Source organism: Nocardia sp. NPDC051900, from assembly GCF_044452545.1.
GTDB classification, from domain to species: Bacteria; Actinomycetota; Actinomycetes; order Mycobacteriales; family Mycobacteriaceae; genus Nocardia; species Nocardia sichangensis.
Map to the genome: position 1 here is coordinate 40,209 of NZ_JBITBU010000008.1, position 15,372 is coordinate 55,580.

Sequence of the window (15,372 nt, forward strand, 5' to 3'; positions counted from 1 at the left end):
GATCAGGGCATCAGCCCGGCCGCGAGCGTGGCGCCCAGCTCCCAGCACCGCTGCAAATCCTCCTTGGCGGGCGGACCGGAGACCACGACCGCGGCGGAGGCCTGCTCCCAGCCCAGTCCGGTGGTGATGCTCGCCACCCCGCGCTCGGCGCCCTCGGTGCCTTCGTTGCCGTGCAGATACATGCCGTACGGACGCCCGCGCGTGGAGTCCAGGCACGGATAGTAGAACGTGTCGAACGCGTGCTTGAGCGCACCACTCATGTATCCCAGGTTCGCCGGACTGCCCAGCAGATATCCGTCGGCGGCCAGCACGTCGGAGGCGGTGACGGCCAGCGCGGCTCGGCGCACCACCTCCACGTTTTCGATCTCAGGGTCCGTGGCCCCGGAGACGACGGCCTCGAACATCGCCTGCATGTGCGGGGACGGCGTGTGATGGATGATCAGCAACCGGGCCACCCTGCGATGGTATCGGCCCGCGCGTTCGTCAGTCGGTGCCGCGCTCGTGCCGTTCCAAGGCGACCGCGCGGCGCATGGTCTCGCGGGCCCTGGTGCGGTCACCGGCGTAGTCGTAGGCGCGCGCGAGGCGGTAGGAGACGCGCCAGTTGTCCGGGTCGGCCTCCCACTCCGCCTTGACCGTCGCGAAAAGCTCGTCGGCGGCCGAGCGTTCGATGCGGCCGGACGGCAGGCGCGGCAACGCGGAGGTGTCGAGTTCCAGGCCCTCGTCGTGGATGCGCCGCGCCAGATGCTGATGCGCCAGGGCCGCACGCACCGTGGCCACGACGATCCAGACGCCCAGCAGCGGCAGGATCAGCACGCCGACGCCGATCACGATCGCCGCCACCTCGCCCGAACCGATCAGGCTGAACGCGATCCGGCCGAGCAGCAGGAAATAGAACACGAGCACCAAGATGAGCGCCGCGATCGGCGCGACCACCTTGACGATTTCCCCGCTGCCCTTGCGCTCGGCAGGCTCCGAGCCGCTCACGGTCGCGCTCCGGCCCGCCGCGGCGCTCGCCGCCGGCTCACAGGTCCAGGAACGGGTCGAGTCCGACGGTGAGGCCGGGGCGGTTCGCGATCTCACGCACGCCGAGCAGCACACCGGGGGCGAACGACGAGCGGTCGATCGAGTCGTGCCGGATCGTGAGCGTCTCACCCTGCGTGCCGAACAGCACCTCTTGGTGGGCGACCAGACCGGCGAGCCGCACCGAGTGCACCCGCACCCCGTCCACCTCGGCGCCGCGCGCACCCTCCAGCTCGGTTGTCGTCGCGTCGGGACTGCGGTTCAGGCCCGCTTTGTCCCGGGCGGCGGCGATCAAGCCCGCGGTGCGGTAGGCGGTGCCGGACGGCGCGTCCGCTTTGTTGGGGTGGTGCAACTCGATGACCTCCACCGATTCGAAGAACCGGGCGGCCTGCTCGGCGAAACGCATGGTCAGCACCGCGCCGATGGCGAAGTTCGGCGCGATCAGCACGCCGACTTCTGGGCGACCCGACAACCAGCTCCGCACCTCCGCCAAGCGAGCCTCGTCGAAACCGGTGGTGCCGACCACCGCGTGGATGCCGTGCTCCACCAGGAACTTCAGATTCCCCATCACCACGTCGGGGTGGGTGAAGTCGACGACCACCTGGGTATCCGCCGCGGCGAACCCGTCGAGCGAATCGTCCTTGTCGACGGCGGCGACCAGTTCCAGATCGTCCGCCGCCGTCACCGCCGCGCAGATCGCCTGTCCGACTTTGCCTCGCGCTCCGAGCACTCCGACCCGAATGGCCACCGCACCTCCTCGTTCCGTTTCCGGTCGGGATCAGCCTAATGGGCTAGGCCGACCGCGAGCCCGCCGCCCGACAGTGCCCCGCGAAAGGGCGGCAACCGCCTATCGCGCCCGCTGCGGTTCCCCGATCTCCGAGTTCGGCGCGCCGCCGAGATTCTCGACCATCCGCTGCAGGGTCCGCACGGTCGCGGCGAACTGTTCGTCACTGATTCCCTCCGCGAATTGCCTTCTACGCTCGGCGATCCGAACGAATGCCTGGTCGTGAGTGATGCGGCCCTCAGCGGTCAGCGACAGCACGCCCCCCTCGTCGGAGACCAGCCCGTCGGCGACGAGTCCGGCCAGTTCGGTCGGCCATTCGGAGTCGTCGGTCCAGAACGTGTCGAGCGCGTCGCGGATGTCATCGGCGCGCTGCGGTCCGTCGGCCAGCGAGTGCGTCACCTGCCAGCGCCTGCGAGTGAGTCCACCCGAGGCGAGGTCTTCGTCGAAGCGCTGGTTGATCAGTCGATCGAGCTCCACCAGCCAGTACCCGATGGGGCGATGAACGGCCATGACCACTTCCAATCTATGCATATCAACAACTGCATGTAGCATGACATATAAATTCCGGGCATGACAAAGTGAGCGAATGGACGAGGACGATGCGATCACCGTCGCCGTCGAAGCGGCGATGGTTCGGATCCGGCGCAGGCAGACACGCGGTGCGCTGAGCGACGGGGCGATTCCCGTCGCGGTGTTCCGCGCGCTGGACGCCGTGGCCGACGGCGCGGCCGACACGGTCGGCGCGCTCGCTCCCGCGCTCGGCGTGGATCAGCCGAGGGCCAGCCGCCTCGCAGCCCAGGCGGTGTCCTCCGGCCTGCTGGAACGCGTCGCCGATCAGCGCGACGGACGGCGTTCGGTCCTGCGCCTGACCGCCGCCGGGAACCAGGCGGTGGCCGCGGCCAGAGCGGGCAGGCGCGCCGCCATGGCCGCCGCCATGGCCGACTGGACCCCCGCCGAGCGCGCCGAGTTCGCCCGCCTGCTGGAGCGATTCGTCGACCGGATGGACCGGCCCGCCGGTTGAGCGACGCGCGCCGCACGCCCGCGGTCGAGCGGGTTCCGGCGGCGCACCGGGTCAGTCGAAGACGATGACCTGCCGCAAGGCGTGGCCCGCGGCGAGTTCGTCCATGGCGCGGTTGATTTCGTCGAGCCCGACGTGCGCCGAGACGAGCCGCTCCACCGGCAGACGTCCCGCCCGCCACATGCGGACGTACTCGGGGATGTCCCGCGACGGCACCGCGGAACCGAGGTAACTGCCGACGATGGAGCGCCCCTGGGCGACCAGCGCCAACGGCGAGATGCTGGCACGGGCGTCGGGAGCGGGCAGTCCGACCGTCACGGTCGTGCCGCCCGGAGCGGTCGCGGCGACGGCGGTCTCGAAGGCACGGACGTTGCCCGCCGCCTCGACCACCACCTCGGCCTGCACACCGAGCTCGGCGACCTCGGCCGGGGTGTACGCCGCGTGCACGCCCAATTCCCGGGCGAGCGCCAGCTTCTCCGGCACGGTGTCGACCGCGCTCACCTCGTGTCCCTCGGCGGCGAGCGACACCGCGACCAGCACCGCCGCCATCCCGACGCCGCCCAGGCCGACGACCATCACCCGGTCACCGGCGCCAGGTCGCGCCGAGTTCAGCAGAGCGCCACCGCCGGTCAGCACGGCGCAACCGAGGACGGCGGCGACCTCGGCGGGCACGTCGTCCTCGACCGGCACGACCGACCTGCGATCCACCACCGCGTGGGTGGCGAAAGCGGACACACCCAGGTGGTGGTGCACCTCGGTGCCGTCACGGGACAACCGCCTGCCGCCGTTGAGCAATTCGCCCGCGTTGTTGGCGACGCTGCCGGGCACGCAAGGCGTGCGACCGTCGGTCGCGCACCCCGCGCACTCACCGCACCGCGGCAGGAACGTCATGACCACGCGCTGCCCGACCGCGATATCGCCGTCACCGGGACCGACCGCTTCCACCCGGCCCGCGGCCTCGTGGCCAAGCAGCATGGGCACCGGCCGGACCCGGTTGCCGTCCACCACGGACAGGTCCGAATGGCAGATCCCCGCCGCCTCGATCCGGACCAGCAGTTCTCCCGGCCCCGGCTCGCGCAGCTCCAGATCGCACACGGTGATGGGCGCCGACTCGGCGAAGGGCGCCGGCGCCGCGATCTGCTCCAGGACCGCTCCACGAATCTTCATGCCGCCGACGCTACCGCGCCCTGCGGTCCGGGCACATGGGACGGTCGCCGCTCCTCGCCACGTCGGGCGCCGCCTGCGTACGATGCCGCGCATGGGTGTGGATCTGGTGGATGCGGTCGAGCGGTTGCACGCCGACCTCGCCACGTGGCTCGGGTCGCAAGCGCAGGCGGAGGTGTTCGAGCGATTCGCCGCGGCGCAGCACGAGCGGTTCAGTATGGTGACGACCGGTGGCGAAGTACTCGGGCGCGGCGCGTTGCTCGCGGGTGTCCGCGGCGCGCGAAACGCTCTGCCCGGATTGGCGATCGAAGTGTCCGAAGTCGAGGAACTCCTGCGCTCCGGCGACATCGCGGTGGTGCGGTTCCTGGAGACACATCGGACGGCCGGAAACGTCACCAGCCGCCGGGTGACCGCCGTGCTGACCACCGATGACCCCGGCGCGGTTCGCTGGCTGACGGTGCACGAGACCGAGTCCGCACCGACCTGACCCTTCCCAGCATCGGGATGCGCGCGATGCGTTCGCGTCCCGCCTGCCGGACAATTTCGACCTCGTTCCCGGACGCGGTTCGACGGTCGGGAACAGGGTGGACTCGAGGAGGTCGGTGCCGGTGGACCGGTGGGAACGCGACGGGCTGCGCTCCGCCAACAGCGGAATCCGCAACCAGGTGGACCACATCCTGGATGCGCTCGCCGAGCAGCGCACCCACCTGTCGGAGGCGCGCGACAAGCTGGCCGCCGTGCGGTGCACGGCCGCGTCGGCGGACAAGTCGGTGGAGGTGACCGTTGACGCGGCGGGCGTCCTCGTCGACGTACGGTTCGCGCCGACCGCGCTGCGCGGCACACCGGAACAGCTGGGCCGTTCGGTCACCGAAGCGGGCAAACAGGCGGCTCGGCTGGCCCGTGAACAGCACGCGGCGATCATCGCTCCGATCGTCGCCGAGGCAGGCTCGATCCCCGACCTGCCCGACCTGGTCCCCGGCGCCCCCAGCTTGCGCGCGGTGTGGGAATCCGCGCGCGACGAACCGGCGGGCTGATGCGCTCGGGATCTCCGGAGCGGTGATTCCTCGCCGGACGGGACGACCCGGGCGATCCGGGCCGACTCGACCGGCGAGGAATCACGGCCACCCCGAGTCCCGTTGCGGGGTAGGCGACTCGAGGTGGCTCGATAGTGCGGTTGTCGAATGTCGGCACATGGCATCTACCTCCGTTCTGGCGGGCAGCGCACGGGCTGCCGGTGGATGGGCGCGAGGATCAGGCGTACAGCTTCGCCAGGAAGGTGTTCAGGTTGTCGCGCACCCGCTCGATCTTCTCTTCTGGCGTGAGATCCTCGCGGTATCGGCTTCCGAGCGCGGGGCGCTTCTTGTTGCGCGCGTAGAGCGAGCAAGCGAGATCGGTGCACATGTAGGTGCCGACCGAGTTGCCCCTACGGCCGGATTCGCCCGCCTTGTGCGCGGTCATCAGCGAGACCCCGCCGCCGGTATGGGTGGTCAGGCAGATCGTGCACATCTGCGCCCGGCCGGTGCCGCCGGTCGCATAGCGCAGCGCCACGCCCACCAAGCGGTCGTCCCGCGGGACGACCAGGTAGCCGCGCCCGGGCAGAGACGGATCGCTCCAGCCGAGGAAGTCCAGATCCGCCCAGGGCCGTTCGTCCAGGTCCTTGGGTACCGGCAGCCGTTTGGCGTCGCCTTTCGAACAGTTGACGAACGACGACCTGATGTCGCGTTCGGTGACGGGTTCCACGATGGGTCTCCTTCGGTCGATCGGTGGACAAACTCGAGCGACGTTACGGTTCCGTGTTACGGGGAACAACGGATTTTCCGCCCTCCGCACACCGCGCCCAGCACCCATCGAGTGCGCCGAAATCATCGAACATCACTGCCTCCGAATCTGTTTCGGAGCCCACCTGCCGGGTATCCGTCGCGAGCGGAGGTGAGGCGGGTGGCGCAGGGATTGCAGAAGAGGTTTGCGGTGCGACGCCGGCTGCGCGGGCCCGCGGATCTGCCGTGGCGGTCGTGGTGGGGCGTGGTCGAGCGGTCGGTCGGCGAGTTCCAAAGGGACAATCTCACCGACTGGGCCGCGGCGCTGACGTACTACAGCGTGCTGTCGCTGTTTCCGGGGTTGATCGTGTTGACCGCAGGGCTTGGCATGCTGGGACGCGACGACACCAAAGCGCTGATCGACACCATGCGCGAGATCGCGCCGGGCAGCGGTACCGATCTGCTCGCCGACGCGGTGAACAACATAGAGCAAGCGCAAGCACCCGCCGGACCGCTGGCGTTGCTCGGATTGGCGTCGGCGCTGTGGACCGCGTCCGCCTACATCGGCGCGTTCATGCGCGCGACCAACGCCATCTACGACATCGCGGAGGGGCGGCCGGTCTGGAAGACCGTGCCGGTGCGGGTCGCCCTGACCGCCGCGGTGGTGGTCCTGCTGGGCGCCTGCACCGTCGGCGTCGTCGTCAGCGGTTCGCTGGCCGAGCAGATCGGCCGGTGGCTCGGCCTCGGGCACGCGACGATCACAGTGTGGGGCATCGTCAAGTGGCCGGTGATGATGGCACTGATCGGTCTGGTCTTCGCCCTGCTGTACTGGGCGGCGCCGAACGTGCGGCAGCCGGGATTCCGCTGGCTGACGCCCGGTAGCGCCATAGCCGTTCTCCTCTGGGCGGGCGCGTCTTGGGGATTCGCTTTCTATGTCGGCCACTTCGGCTCCTACAACCGGGTCTACGGCTCTCTTGGTGGCGTGGTCGTCTTCCTCGTCTGGCTGTGGATCTCGAACATCGCGATCCTGCTGGGGGCGGAACTCGATGCCGAACTCGCGCGTGCGCGCAGCATCGCAAGCGGCCACCCCGAGGAGGCCGAGCCCTACTTGCCGCCGCGCGACGAGCCCGACGAATGAGCGACAACCGCAAGGGTTTCGCGGGACAGCGCCGGCGCATCGGTGACACAGCCGCGCCGCACACGGCGTTTGAACCCGGCCGGTCAGGTAAATCGAAGCTCGTCTGAATCGGGCATTTTCGAGAGGATTCGCATGGCTCAGCGCACTGAAAGCCCCGTCGCAGGAAAGCCCGCCACCATGCCGTCGGACATCAAGGGGAAACTGTCGGTATTCGACCGCTTCGCGACAGCGGCCAGCGCACTGGCCTCCAAAGCGGGATTCTTCGTCTTCTGTGTGATCCTGGTCTTGGTGTGGGCGCCGACGATCTTCCTGCTGCCGAGCGTCGACACCTGGCAACTGGTCATCAACACCGCGACGACGATCATCACGTTCCTGCTCGTCGCGTTGCTGCAGAACACCCAGAGCCGCTCCGACGCCGCCATCCAGCAGAAGCTCAACGCCATAGCCGACGGGCTTGGCGATCTGATGCGCGAGCTGAGTTCCGAGCACCCCGAACTCCTGCGTCACCGCCGCGAACTCACCGACGCCGTCGGCCTCGAGAACCGGGAGAGCGCGGGATGATCGGCGCGCAGGCCGGCAGCAGCCGGCCTGCGCGTCCGCCGATCCGTCACCGCTGCTCGGTCTCGCCGCTCTTGTCGGCTTCCCGGATCGCTTCGGCGAGCTCACGGCGCAGGCGCTCGGCATTCACCTCGTCACCCGCGTCCGAGGCGGTGGTGATGTCCTGGCGCAATTGCGCGATCGTGTCCTGCGAAACCATAGGGCCTCCTCGTCTCTCGGGACGGCGTTGTAGAAGGACGCCACCGCGCCCTTCGTGGTCAGGGTGGCCGCTCAGGTGCGGACGAAACACGTCGATGCCCGCGCCACCCGCGCGTGCCCGTCCCAGGCGCCCGGTGCGATCGCCGCGCGGCGGGTAGAGTAGGAGTCTCCCGACGGTTGAAACGCAGCCGGAGCGGGTATTCACCTCATCTCGGTGCGTGCGGGATCGGAGCCTCGTCGCAGTTGGTGGTACCAACCGCGCGCCTCGCCTGAATCGACCACGGTTGTGACCAGGCCGCACGTCGAAGCAGAGTTGCTCGACAAACCTTTTACGACGTGCTGGGCGGGATGCCTTATCGAAACAGCAGGAGTGTCGCAGCAATGGAGTCATTGGCCTTCCACAGCGACAGTTTGGGCGACACAGAGGAATTCCTCAATTCCAACTACACCAGGATGCGGATCGGCACCAGCACCGGTGTGGCGGTGCGCACGGACATCACCCGGAAAATGCTCGGTCCGGTCAGCCTGGATGATCTCGACCTGAGCTTCGACATGAAGTACGACGCTCAGCCGCTGGGCAAGATCTGCCTGTGCGAGGTGGACTCGGGGTCGATCGAAGAGAACTATGCCGACGGCACCACCGACTTCTTCCAGCCCGGTGAACTCGGGCTGCTCACGCCACCGGACCTGCCGTACTCCGGGGTGGTCCACCACGCCCGCTACCGCATCACGATGTTCGATCCCGCGCTGCTGACCCGGGTGGCGGCCGCGAGCCCCGAGCACGACCTGGAGCCGGTTCGCCTGACGGGTCATCGCCCGGTCTCCGCGGTCGCGGCGAAGCATTTGTCCGACGTACTGGGGCATATGCGCGGTGTCGCCGCGGATCCTGTGGCCAGCGAGGCGCCGCTGATCGCATCCACCGCCGTGCAGTACCTGGCCGCCACCGTGCTGCACACCCTGCCGAGCACCGCACACCTGGATCCGACGGCGAGCGACCGCAACGACGCCCACCCCGACACCGTGCGGCGCGCAGTGGCGTACCTCGAGGCACATGTGTGCGAGGACATCAGCGTGGCCGACATCGCCGCGGCCTCCTATGTCAGCGCCCGTGCGCTGCAACTGGCGTTCCGCCGCCATCTGGACACCACGCCCATGGCGTATCTGCGGCGGCTTCGCCTGCGCGGGGCGCACGAACAACTGCGCGACTTCTCGCCCGACGACGGGCACACAGTGACCTCCATCGCCGCGACATGGGGCTTCGCTCACCCGGGACGATTCGCGACCGCCTACCGCGGCGCGTACGGCCGATCCCCGCACACGACGCTCAGCGCGTGACGCGGGGGCATTCGGCCTGCGACGAGTCCGGATGACCTCGGTCAGTCCCGCATGGCGCGCTCGCGGAGCTCGGCGAGCGTCCGTGCCAGAACACGCGAGATGTGCATCTGCGAGACGCCGAGCACCGCGGCGATCTGTGCTTGCGTGCGCGATTCGAAAAAGCGCATGTGCAGCACGCGCCGCTCTCGCTCGGGCAGTTCGGCGAGCAGCGGAGCGATCGCCAGGGCCTCGTCGGTCAACTCGTAGGACGGGTCCTCCTCGCCGAAGGTCTCCGCGATCCGGACCGAGGTGCTGCCGGTCTCGTCGTCCTCGACGACGGCGTCGATCGAGTTCGTGGAATAGGCGTTGCCTGCCAGCAGCGCTTGCGTGACTTCCGTCAGGTCGAGGTTCAACTCCACGGCGATCTCCAGAGCGGTCGGCATCCGTTCCAGGCGCTGGGAGAGCCGCTCCACGGCCGGGCCGATGGTCAACTGGATCTCCTTGATCCGGCGCGGCACCCGCACCGCCCAGCTGTGATCGCGGAAGTGGCGACGCACCTCGCCCATGATCGTGGGGACCGCGAACGACAGGAACGACGGTCCCCGCGCCGGGTCGAACCGATCGACCGCGAGCACCAGCCCCACAGTCGCGATCTGGTACAGATCGTCGTAGTTTTCCCCGCGACCGACGAAGCGACGGGCGATGTGCTCGGCGAGCGGTAGACACCGCCGCAGAATCGCTTCCCGCAATCGCGAGCGTTCGGGATCGTTCTCGTCCATCGCGGACAGTTTCTCCAGCCACGGTTCGATGCCGTCGTAGCTGTCGGTTCCGCGCCGCGTCCGGCGGGGTGTGGCGGTCCTGTGGTTCGCGGTCGCCAATGACATGAGCTTCCTCGATTCCCGTTGTCCAGCGATCGACGCGCTCACCGGTGGTGAACGAGGCGATGATCGCGGGGTACCGCCCGGCGGCTGCCTCAAGCGCTCGTGGGCGGTCTTGTTCGTAAATCGGACGGCCGACAGCGTGGATCTGCGTTCTCGGGACCGCGGGTCAGCGCCGGACGCCGCCGGAGCGGAACTCCGGACGAACGGCACTCGCGCGGGTCGTGGGCGCCGCCGTGTACCGCAGGCGCCGGGCACGCGACGACCGGCACGCTCCGTCCCACTCCGAGGACGTCCACGATGCGCCGCACGGGGCCGTCGTCGGGCACGGTCACGCCGACCGAGATGCCCGCTCGCGCAGCCCATCTCGCCAGCCGCAGCACCATACTGACGCCCGCGCAGGAAAGAAAACGCAGCCCGCAGAGGTCGATCACGACCGAAGTGGGATTCGCGGTTGTGTCGCAGTAGTTTTCGACGACATCGATGATCGGGGTGAAGCACTCGTCGGCGTTCGCCGCGTCCAGTTCACCGTACGTCACCACGAGCAGACCATCCGCGGTCCGGATGCCTTTCACGCCGTACCGACAGGTCATGCGCACCTCCCGCGGCCGGTGTCGGCACGAGACCGCATGCTCGAGCCTGACAGCCATCGACGTGCATGTCAGCGCGATAGACGAAGTCCCACGGAACATCGGTCCGAAAAACGAAATGCCCGCACCGCCGGGGAGCCGCCTCTCGCACGATCAGTCGGGCGGTATCCGGTGATGGACGGTGAGCAGGATGTGGTCGAACGCGGCGACCAGGTCCGCAGGTGGCGGCGGGACGAGCGGAAGTTCGGCGATCAGTTGCTGGGCGAGCGCTCGTAATTTGGTGTTGGTCTCCTGAGAACGCCAGCGCAGCACTTGGAACGCCTGATCTGCGCTGATTTGATAGATGCGCATGAGCACCCCTTTGGCCTGCTCGATCACCGCGCGATTCTCGTAGAGTCCGGGCAGGGTCGCGGCGAGCATGGCTTGGTGCGCTTCGGCGATGGTGTCGGAGAGGTCGACGTAGAAACCGGAGGTGCCGACGGCGGTGCCGGTGTCGTCCAGGATCCGGTCGGCGACGACGAGCACGGTGTGTTCCTGACCGGACAGGTCGATGAACCGGTGCCTGCTCGAGAAGGTCTCCCCTCGATCGATGGCGCGCTCGATGATCTCGGCGACGTGCGTGCGGTCGTCCGGGTGCTTGTGCGCCAGCAACAACTCCGTGGTGGGCTCGATCTCACCGGGCCGGTAGCCGTGCATGCGATACACCTCGGCCGACCATTCCCAGCGACGGGTGGCGAACCAGAACCGGAAGCTTCCCACCGCGGGCTGGTCCGACGGTATGGAGCTATCTGCGAGCACGTCGGACATGTGGGGTTGCATGTGTTGAGTCATGAATGCAATGCCTCTCCGAGGTACAGGGGGCTTGCGGCCGCGACACCACGGCACCGCCGCCATCCCTTCGACGGGATCGCGCGGACACGGGCGCGTTCGGCCGAGAATCCGCTGTTGACTCAACGGCCGGCGCGCGCACACATCCTGACGGCAGCCGGTGACCTGCGAACCCAGTATGTCATCCGCGTCGGGCTCGGGCACGAGGAGGTTCGGTTCCCGCCGGAAAAGCGAGGAAGGACTCGGTTTCCGAGCTTCGGGGTGATCGCTTGGCACACAAGGTTTTCGAGGCAGGCGGATCAGGTCCACAGCCGGTCGCGGGCGGCGGACGCTCCGGAAACCGTCGCCGCTTCCGTCTCCGAGAACGCGGCGGCGGCGCCCGACCCGACAAACTCGGCTGCCGCGAGCACCGCGCGGCGCACCGCGCTCTCCGGTCCACGCCCCTCGGCCAAGCGGGCTGCCGCGGCAACGGCGAAGCTGTCCCCCGCACCGCAGGTGTCGGCGCCATCCGGCGCCCTGGCCACGGACGGAAGCGGGATGCGCAGGCGTTTGCCCGACGCGCGCAGGCAGACCAGGACCCCTTCCGTTCCGAGGGTCACCGCGATCGCCCCGACAGCCCACCCTTTGGCGAGCCTCCACAGGTCAGGTCCGTCGTCGAGCCGCCCGGACAGCAGGGTGAGCGCTTCCGCGTGATTCGGGGTGACCAGGGCCGCGCCCGGGATCGGTACGGGTCCGCGGGGATGGGGGTCCCAGACGATCGGAACGTGGTCGGCGTGGGCGCGCAGCAGCCCACGGATCTGCGGGTGGGCCGCGGCGCCGCCACCATAGTCCGAGACCAGGACCGCGCGCGCCGCCGCAAGCGCGGCGACCGCCTCGTCGGGAAGCAGGTCGGCGCCTACCTGCCCGGCGCCGGAGTCGATTCTGGTGATCAGGATGGGCCGCCGGGACTGCCGGGCACGGGCGTGGCCGTTCGGGGCGCAGGGGCCGATCGCCCGCACTCGCTGCTTGCAGACCGTCGAACCGCGCTGGGGAAGGGCGATGACCCGCACGTGCGAGTCCAGCAGCCCGCGCAGCCGGGCAGCCGCCTCGTCTGCCGCGAAGCCCGCGATCAGCACCACTTCGCGCTCCTGCGCCGCGGCGAGCCGGGCCGCCAATCCCGCGCCACCGGGGCGGAACGTCCGGTGCGCGACGTCGACGACGGGAGCGGTCGTATCCGGGCTGCATCGGTCGGCGCGGCCCTCGACATCGATGTCGAGCAGCGCGTCGCCGATCACGACGAGCGGGTCGCCCGCTGCCATCACGGCCGCTCCAGCTGGGAAGGCCCGAAGTCGGCCGACAGGTGCCGGGCTTCGGCGGCGCTCCCGCCACAGCCGTCGCCACCGGATCCGGCCGCCGGGCCCGCATGCTCGGACACCGTGGCGATCTGCACTGCTGTCTCCGTTCGCCGAGGACGATTGGATGGAACGCGCAGTTACCGATCCGGGCCTCACGGCGAAGCCCGCACGTGCGGACATGCCCGGACCGACCGCGCCGAAACATTCCGTCTCGGATGCGGCGCGGTTTGTGCCGTCGGACCCCGGGTAGAACGACGACATTCGTGCCGGGCCGTCGGATCGTCTCCACAGGAGGTCGCATGGGACAGACGAGCGCGATCGATGCCTCGCATCCGCGCGAGTCCGGGGAACCGCTCACCAGGCGACTGATACACGTTCTACGCCGGTTGGCCGGTACCGCACAGCAGGTCCACCGGGGGATGGCGAGTGACCATCGACTGGATGTGATCGCGTGAACCCGGCGGAGCGGCCGGGTGATTTCGTGGAGCGGATGACGGGATTCGAACCCGCGACCCTCACCTTGGCAAGGTGATGCGCTACCAGCTGCGCTACATCCGCATTCGCATCGCGGTGACCGTGATGCGACACAGAACATTAGCGGACACTCGTGGCAAAAAGCCAATCGCCGCTATGCCCGTACGACCCCAGACCGGTCGCGGCGCAGGCCGAGACCGGCCGCGATCAGGCAGGCGACGGCCACGACACCGACGAACCACGGGAACACGGTGCTCAGGCCCCAGGTGGTGGCCGCCCAACCGGCCGCGATGGTGGGCAGCGCCATGGCCGAATAGGCGAGCAAGTAGTACGCCGACATGGTCTCGCCGCGCTTGTGTTGCGGCACGACATCCGACAGGTGGCGCAGCGATCCGCCGAAACCGAGTCCGAAGGTCGCGCCCAGTGCGACGCCCGCGGCGAGTACCACCACCCAGTTGTGTGTGGCCAGCGCGGGCACCGTCAGCACAAGCGCCAGCGCCATGCCGGTGTCGCCGAGGATCGCGGCCCGCCGAGCGGGCACGCCGGTCGCGAACAGTTGCGCGGTGGCGCCGGAGAGGGCGGTCGAGGCGACGACGGCGCCGCCGAAGACCAAGTTGTGAATGCCGGTCTGCTGCGTGGCCAGCGACGGGTATAGCGACAGCAGCACGCCCAGCACCGACCAGGCCGCCATCACGCCGATGGCCGAGAACCAGAAGTCGGCCCGAATCTCCGCCGGTACGGCGGGTTTCGCGATCCGGATGCGCCCGGCCACCCGGGCCGAATGCGGTTCGCGCAGCGCGAGCACGCCGACGCCGATCGCGAGGCAGACGACGGTGATCACGACGTACGGCGTCCGCAACGGATGCGGCGCGTACTGGGCCAGCAGCGCCGAGCCCAGGATCGCCACCGCCATTCCCACGTTGAACGCGACGCCGCTGAGTTGCCCGGACCGCGCGCCGCGGTGCGGACGCAGATCCAGCAGCGCGGCCGCGCCCGCGACCACGGTCGAGCCGACCGCGACGCCGTGCAGCGCACGGGCCAGCAGCAGCATGGGCACGCTGTCGGCGAGCACGAATACCAGCAATCCGGCGACCATCGTGGCGAAGGCGCCGAGCAGCACCGGTTTCCGGCCGACCACATCGGAGATCCGCCCGGATACCAGCACCGCGCCCAGGGCGGCCACCGCGTAGACCGCGAACACGATGGTCGTGGTGAGCGGCGAGAGATGCCACTGTTTCTGATAGATGCCGTAGAGCGGCGCGGGAACGCCCGAAACCCCCAGCGCCACGCCGCTGGCCGCCAGCACCAGGGCGTAAGCCCAGCGCTGTGAGGTCTGCTCGTCGACGGCCACCGCCATCGTCGCTGCCATCGGTACTCCGATCAGGTAGGTTTGATGATGATCGAACAGCAGTCGACGATACATCCGGTACGACGATCATCAAACCCGAGAGTGAGCCAGATCATGGTCGATGTCCGAGACGCGGACCAGCAGGCGCCCCCGGTCGCCACGCTGCCCGCGGTGCTCAGCGCGCTGCAGGACCCGGTGCGCCTGGAAATGGTGCGCCGGCTCAGCAACGCGGGAACGGCGGTCCGCTGCGGCGCGCTCTACGAGGTGATCAACAAGTCGACCGCCACCCACCACTTCAAGATCCTGCGCGACGCGGGCGTGATCGAGCGCCTGGTCATCGACGGCCAGACCTGCCAGCGTCTGCGCACCGACGACCTCGAGTCCGCTCTGCCCGGACTGGTGCCGACGATCGTGGCGGCCGCCAACCGCGCCCGGCCGGAATGACCCGGCCGAGCGGGTCTGCGGTCAGCAGTTGTCGAAGCGCCACTGCCCGTCGACGAATGTCCAGGTCTTGGGCTTCGAGTCGTCCTGGGCGGCGCGGGCGTCGAAATTCTTGACCGTGACCGTCCCGGTCGATCCGGAGGTGGTGACGGTGATCTCCGACGGCTTCGACTTCAGGTCCCTGCCGTCGTACAGCTGCGCCATGGACGCCACGTAGTCGTCCTCGTTGAGCGTGAGCCTGCAACGCGCGGAACGGAATCGGTACGCGGCGGCGTAGTCGTGACTCGCCAGCGCCTCGGTCATCTTCGTGGCTTCCGTGCGCAGTGCGGCCTCGGTCGGCTCACCCGGCTTGCCCGCGTCCGCGTCCGTTCCGCCGCACCCGGCCAGCACGACGACGGGCAGCGAAACCGCGCCGAGCACGCGAAGGGCACGACTTGTTCGGTTCATCTCGACTCCTTGCCAGAGATCGCCGGATCCGACACCCGGACAATCGAGTTCAGCGCCCTCCGGCGAAGAACCGACGGCCGG

General features: G+C 69.1%; 21 protein-coding genes and 1 tRNA gene. 7 read left to right on the forward strand and 15 right to left on the reverse strand.

Annotated features, from left to right (window positions below; all coding sequences use genetic code 11):
- Positions 1–2: 2 nt before the first annotated feature.
- The 4 genes from ACIA5H_RS14950 to ACIA5H_RS14965 form a co-directional block, all read right to left on the reverse strand.
- Complete coding sequence (locus ACIA5H_RS14950) at positions 3–455, reverse strand: flavodoxin family protein (protein WP_355070171.1); 453 nt, start codon at positions 453–455, stop codon at positions 3–5.
- A gap of 28 nt (positions 456–483) precedes the next feature.
- Positions 484–984, reverse strand: a complete 501-nt coding sequence (locus ACIA5H_RS14955; protein WP_397076544.1) for a hypothetical protein — start codon at positions 982–984, stop codon at positions 484–486.
- 37 nt (positions 985–1,021) lie between these two features.
- Positions 1,022–1,768, reverse strand: a complete 747-nt coding sequence (dapB, locus tag ACIA5H_RS14960; protein ID WP_379251315.1) for a 4-hydroxy-tetrahydrodipicolinate reductase — start codon at positions 1,766–1,768, stop codon at positions 1,022–1,024.
- A gap of 99 nt (positions 1,769–1,867) precedes the next feature.
- A complete protein-coding gene (locus ACIA5H_RS14965; RefSeq protein ID WP_397076545.1) occupies positions 1,868–2,314 on the reverse strand; it encodes a MarR family winged helix-turn-helix transcriptional regulator in 447 nt (148 codons plus the stop codon).
- Positions 2,315–2,390: 76 nt separating this feature from the next.
- On the opposite strand from ACIA5H_RS14965, the gene ACIA5H_RS14970 reads away from it, so the two are divergent.
- Positions 2,391–2,825, forward strand: coding sequence for a MarR family transcriptional regulator (locus tag ACIA5H_RS14970; RefSeq protein WP_355070163.1), 435 nt, complete (start codon positions 2,391–2,393; stop codon positions 2,823–2,825).
- 51 nt (positions 2,826–2,876) lie between these two features.
- Here ACIA5H_RS14970 and ACIA5H_RS14975 read toward each other — a convergent pair whose 3' ends face one another.
- Entirely contained in the window at positions 2,877–3,989 is a 1,113-nt protein-coding gene (locus tag ACIA5H_RS14975; RefSeq protein WP_397076546.1) for an alcohol dehydrogenase catalytic domain-containing protein, read from the reverse strand.
- Positions 3,990–4,080: 91 nt separating this feature from the next.
- Here ACIA5H_RS14975 and ACIA5H_RS14980 point away from each other — a divergent pair, with 91 nt between their 5' ends.
- Positions 4,081–4,473, forward strand: a complete 393-nt coding sequence (locus tag ACIA5H_RS14980) for a DUF4440 domain-containing protein (RefSeq protein ID WP_379251322.1) — start codon at positions 4,081–4,083, stop codon at positions 4,471–4,473.
- A gap of 115 nt (positions 4,474–4,588) precedes the next feature.
- Positions 4,589–5,020 carry a YbaB/EbfC family nucleoid-associated protein gene (locus ACIA5H_RS14985; protein WP_397076547.1) on the forward strand — a complete coding sequence of 144 codons (432 nt, stop codon included), beginning with the start codon at positions 4,589–4,591 and terminating at the stop codon, positions 5,018–5,020.
- A gap of 217 nt (positions 5,021–5,237) precedes the next feature.
- Here the strand turns inward: ACIA5H_RS14985 and ACIA5H_RS14990 are convergent, their stop codons facing one another.
- On the reverse strand, positions 5,238–5,726 hold the full coding sequence (locus ACIA5H_RS14990) for an FBP domain-containing protein (RefSeq protein ID WP_356961448.1): 489 nt from the start codon (positions 5,724–5,726) through the stop codon (positions 5,238–5,240).
- Positions 5,727–5,924: 198 nt separating this feature from the next.
- Here ACIA5H_RS14990 and ACIA5H_RS14995 point away from each other — a divergent pair, with 198 nt between their 5' ends.
- On the forward strand, positions 5,925–6,881 hold the full coding sequence (locus ACIA5H_RS14995) for a YihY/virulence factor BrkB family protein (protein ID WP_397076548.1): 957 nt from the start codon (positions 5,925–5,927) through the stop codon (positions 6,879–6,881).
- A 132-nt stretch (positions 6,882–7,013) separates the two neighbouring features.
- Complete coding sequence (locus tag ACIA5H_RS15000) at positions 7,014–7,442, forward strand: low affinity iron permease family protein (RefSeq protein WP_397076549.1); 429 nt, start codon at positions 7,014–7,016, stop codon at positions 7,440–7,442.
- 46 nt (positions 7,443–7,488) lie between these two features.
- Here the strand turns inward: ACIA5H_RS15000 and ACIA5H_RS15005 are convergent, their stop codons facing one another.
- Positions 7,489–7,638, reverse strand: a complete 150-nt coding sequence (locus ACIA5H_RS15005) for a hypothetical protein (protein ID WP_379251331.1) — start codon at positions 7,636–7,638, stop codon at positions 7,489–7,491.
- A gap of 380 nt (positions 7,639–8,018) precedes the next feature.
- On the opposite strand from ACIA5H_RS15005, the gene ACIA5H_RS15010 reads away from it, so the two are divergent.
- Positions 8,019–8,972 carry a helix-turn-helix transcriptional regulator gene (locus tag ACIA5H_RS15010; RefSeq protein WP_397076550.1) on the forward strand — a complete coding sequence of 318 codons (954 nt, stop codon included), beginning with the start codon at positions 8,019–8,021 and terminating at the stop codon, positions 8,970–8,972.
- A 41-nt stretch (positions 8,973–9,013) separates the two neighbouring features.
- Here ACIA5H_RS15010 and ACIA5H_RS15015 read toward each other — a convergent pair whose 3' ends face one another.
- The 7 genes from ACIA5H_RS15015 to ACIA5H_RS15045 form a co-directional block, all read right to left on the reverse strand.
- Positions 9,014–9,835 (reverse strand): RNA polymerase sigma factor SigF, encoded by an 822-nt coding sequence (locus ACIA5H_RS15015; protein WP_379251335.1) that lies wholly within the window; start codon positions 9,833–9,835, stop codon positions 9,014–9,016.
- A gap of 89 nt (positions 9,836–9,924) precedes the next feature.
- Complete coding sequence (locus tag ACIA5H_RS15020; protein ID WP_397076551.1) at positions 9,925–10,422, reverse strand: STAS domain-containing protein; 498 nt, start codon at positions 10,420–10,422, stop codon at positions 9,925–9,927.
- A 150-nt stretch (positions 10,423–10,572) separates the two neighbouring features.
- The gene (locus ACIA5H_RS15025; protein WP_379251339.1) at positions 10,573–11,226 is read right to left on the reverse strand and encodes a PAS and ANTAR domain-containing protein; all 654 of its coding nucleotides are present in this window, start codon (positions 11,224–11,226) and stop codon (positions 10,573–10,575) included.
- 320 nt (positions 11,227–11,546) lie between these two features.
- The gene (locus tag ACIA5H_RS15030) at positions 11,547–12,545 is read right to left on the reverse strand and encodes a PfkB family carbohydrate kinase (RefSeq protein ID WP_397076552.1); all 999 of its coding nucleotides are present in this window, start codon (positions 12,543–12,545) and stop codon (positions 11,547–11,549) included.
- On the reverse strand, positions 12,545–12,676 hold the full coding sequence (locus tag ACIA5H_RS15035; protein WP_397076553.1) for a hypothetical protein: 132 nt from the start codon (positions 12,674–12,676) through the stop codon (positions 12,545–12,547). The genes ACIA5H_RS15030 and ACIA5H_RS15035 overlap by 1 nt, the downstream gene beginning before the upstream one ends.
- A 387-nt stretch (positions 12,677–13,063) precedes the next feature.
- Positions 13,064–13,139, reverse strand: a tRNA-Gly gene (locus ACIA5H_RS15040).
- Positions 13,140–13,209: 70 nt separating this feature from the next.
- Positions 13,210–14,424: an MFS transporter gene (locus ACIA5H_RS15045; RefSeq protein ID WP_397076554.1), complete on the reverse strand. Its 1,215-nt coding sequence runs from the start codon at positions 14,422–14,424 to the stop codon at positions 13,210–13,212.
- A 93-nt stretch (positions 14,425–14,517) separates the two neighbouring features.
- On the opposite strand from ACIA5H_RS15045, the gene ACIA5H_RS15050 reads away from it, so the two are divergent.
- On the forward strand, positions 14,518–14,847 hold the full coding sequence (locus tag ACIA5H_RS15050) for a helix-turn-helix domain-containing protein (protein WP_355070134.1): 330 nt from the start codon (positions 14,518–14,520) through the stop codon (positions 14,845–14,847).
- Positions 14,848–14,868: 21 nt separating this feature from the next.
- On the opposite strand, the gene ACIA5H_RS15055 is transcribed toward ACIA5H_RS15050, so the two are convergent.
- The gene (locus ACIA5H_RS15055) at positions 14,869–15,291 is read right to left on the reverse strand and encodes a hypothetical protein (protein WP_397076555.1); all 423 of its coding nucleotides are present in this window, start codon (positions 15,289–15,291) and stop codon (positions 14,869–14,871) included.
- Positions 15,292–15,372 lie beyond the last annotated feature (81 nt).

Coding starts and splice junctions, on each gene's coding strand:
- ACIA5H_RS14965 (WP_397076545.1), bottom strand. CDS start 2,314: ATGGCCGTTCATCGCCCCATCGGGTACTGGCTGGTGGAGCTCGATCGA.
- ACIA5H_RS14970 (WP_355070163.1), top strand. CDS start 2,391: ATGGACGAGGACGATGCGATCACCGTCGCCGTCGAAGCGGCGATGGTT.
- ACIA5H_RS14975 (WP_397076546.1), bottom strand. CDS start 3,989: ATGAAGATTCGTGGAGCGGTCCTGGAGCAGATCGCGGCGCCGGCGCCC.
- ACIA5H_RS14980 (WP_379251322.1), top strand. CDS start 4,081: ATGGGTGTGGATCTGGTGGATGCGGTCGAGCGGTTGCACGCCGACCTC.
- ACIA5H_RS15000 (WP_397076549.1), top strand. CDS start 7,014: ATGGCTCAGCGCACTGAAAGCCCCGTCGCAGGAAAGCCCGCCACCATG.
- ACIA5H_RS15005 (WP_379251331.1), bottom strand. CDS start 7,638: ATGGTTTCGCAGGACACGATCGCGCAATTGCGCCAGGACATCACCACC.
- ACIA5H_RS15010 (WP_397076550.1), top strand. CDS start 8,019: ATGGAGTCATTGGCCTTCCACAGCGACAGTTTGGGCGACACAGAGGAA.
- ACIA5H_RS15015 (WP_379251335.1), bottom strand. CDS start 9,835: ATGTCATTGGCGACCGCGAACCACAGGACCGCCACACCCCGCCGGACG.
- ACIA5H_RS15020 (WP_397076551.1), bottom strand. CDS start 10,422: ATGACCTGTCGGTACGGCGTGAAAGGCATCCGGACCGCGGATGGTCTG.
- ACIA5H_RS15025 (WP_379251339.1), bottom strand. CDS start 11,226: ATGTCCGACGTGCTCGCAGATAGCTCCATACCGTCGGACCAGCCCGCG.
- ACIA5H_RS15030 (WP_397076552.1), bottom strand. CDS start 12,545: ATGGCAGCGGGCGACCCGCTCGTCGTGATCGGCGACGCGCTGCTCGAC.
- ACIA5H_RS15045 (WP_397076554.1), bottom strand. CDS start 14,424: ATGGCAGCGACGATGGCGGTGGCCGTCGACGAGCAGACCTCACAGCGC.
- ACIA5H_RS15050 (WP_355070134.1), top strand. CDS start 14,518: ATGGTCGATGTCCGAGACGCGGACCAGCAGGCGCCCCCGGTCGCCACG.
- ACIA5H_RS15055 (WP_397076555.1), bottom strand. CDS start 15,291: ATGAACCGAACAAGTCGTGCCCTTCGCGTGCTCGGCGCGGTTTCGCTG.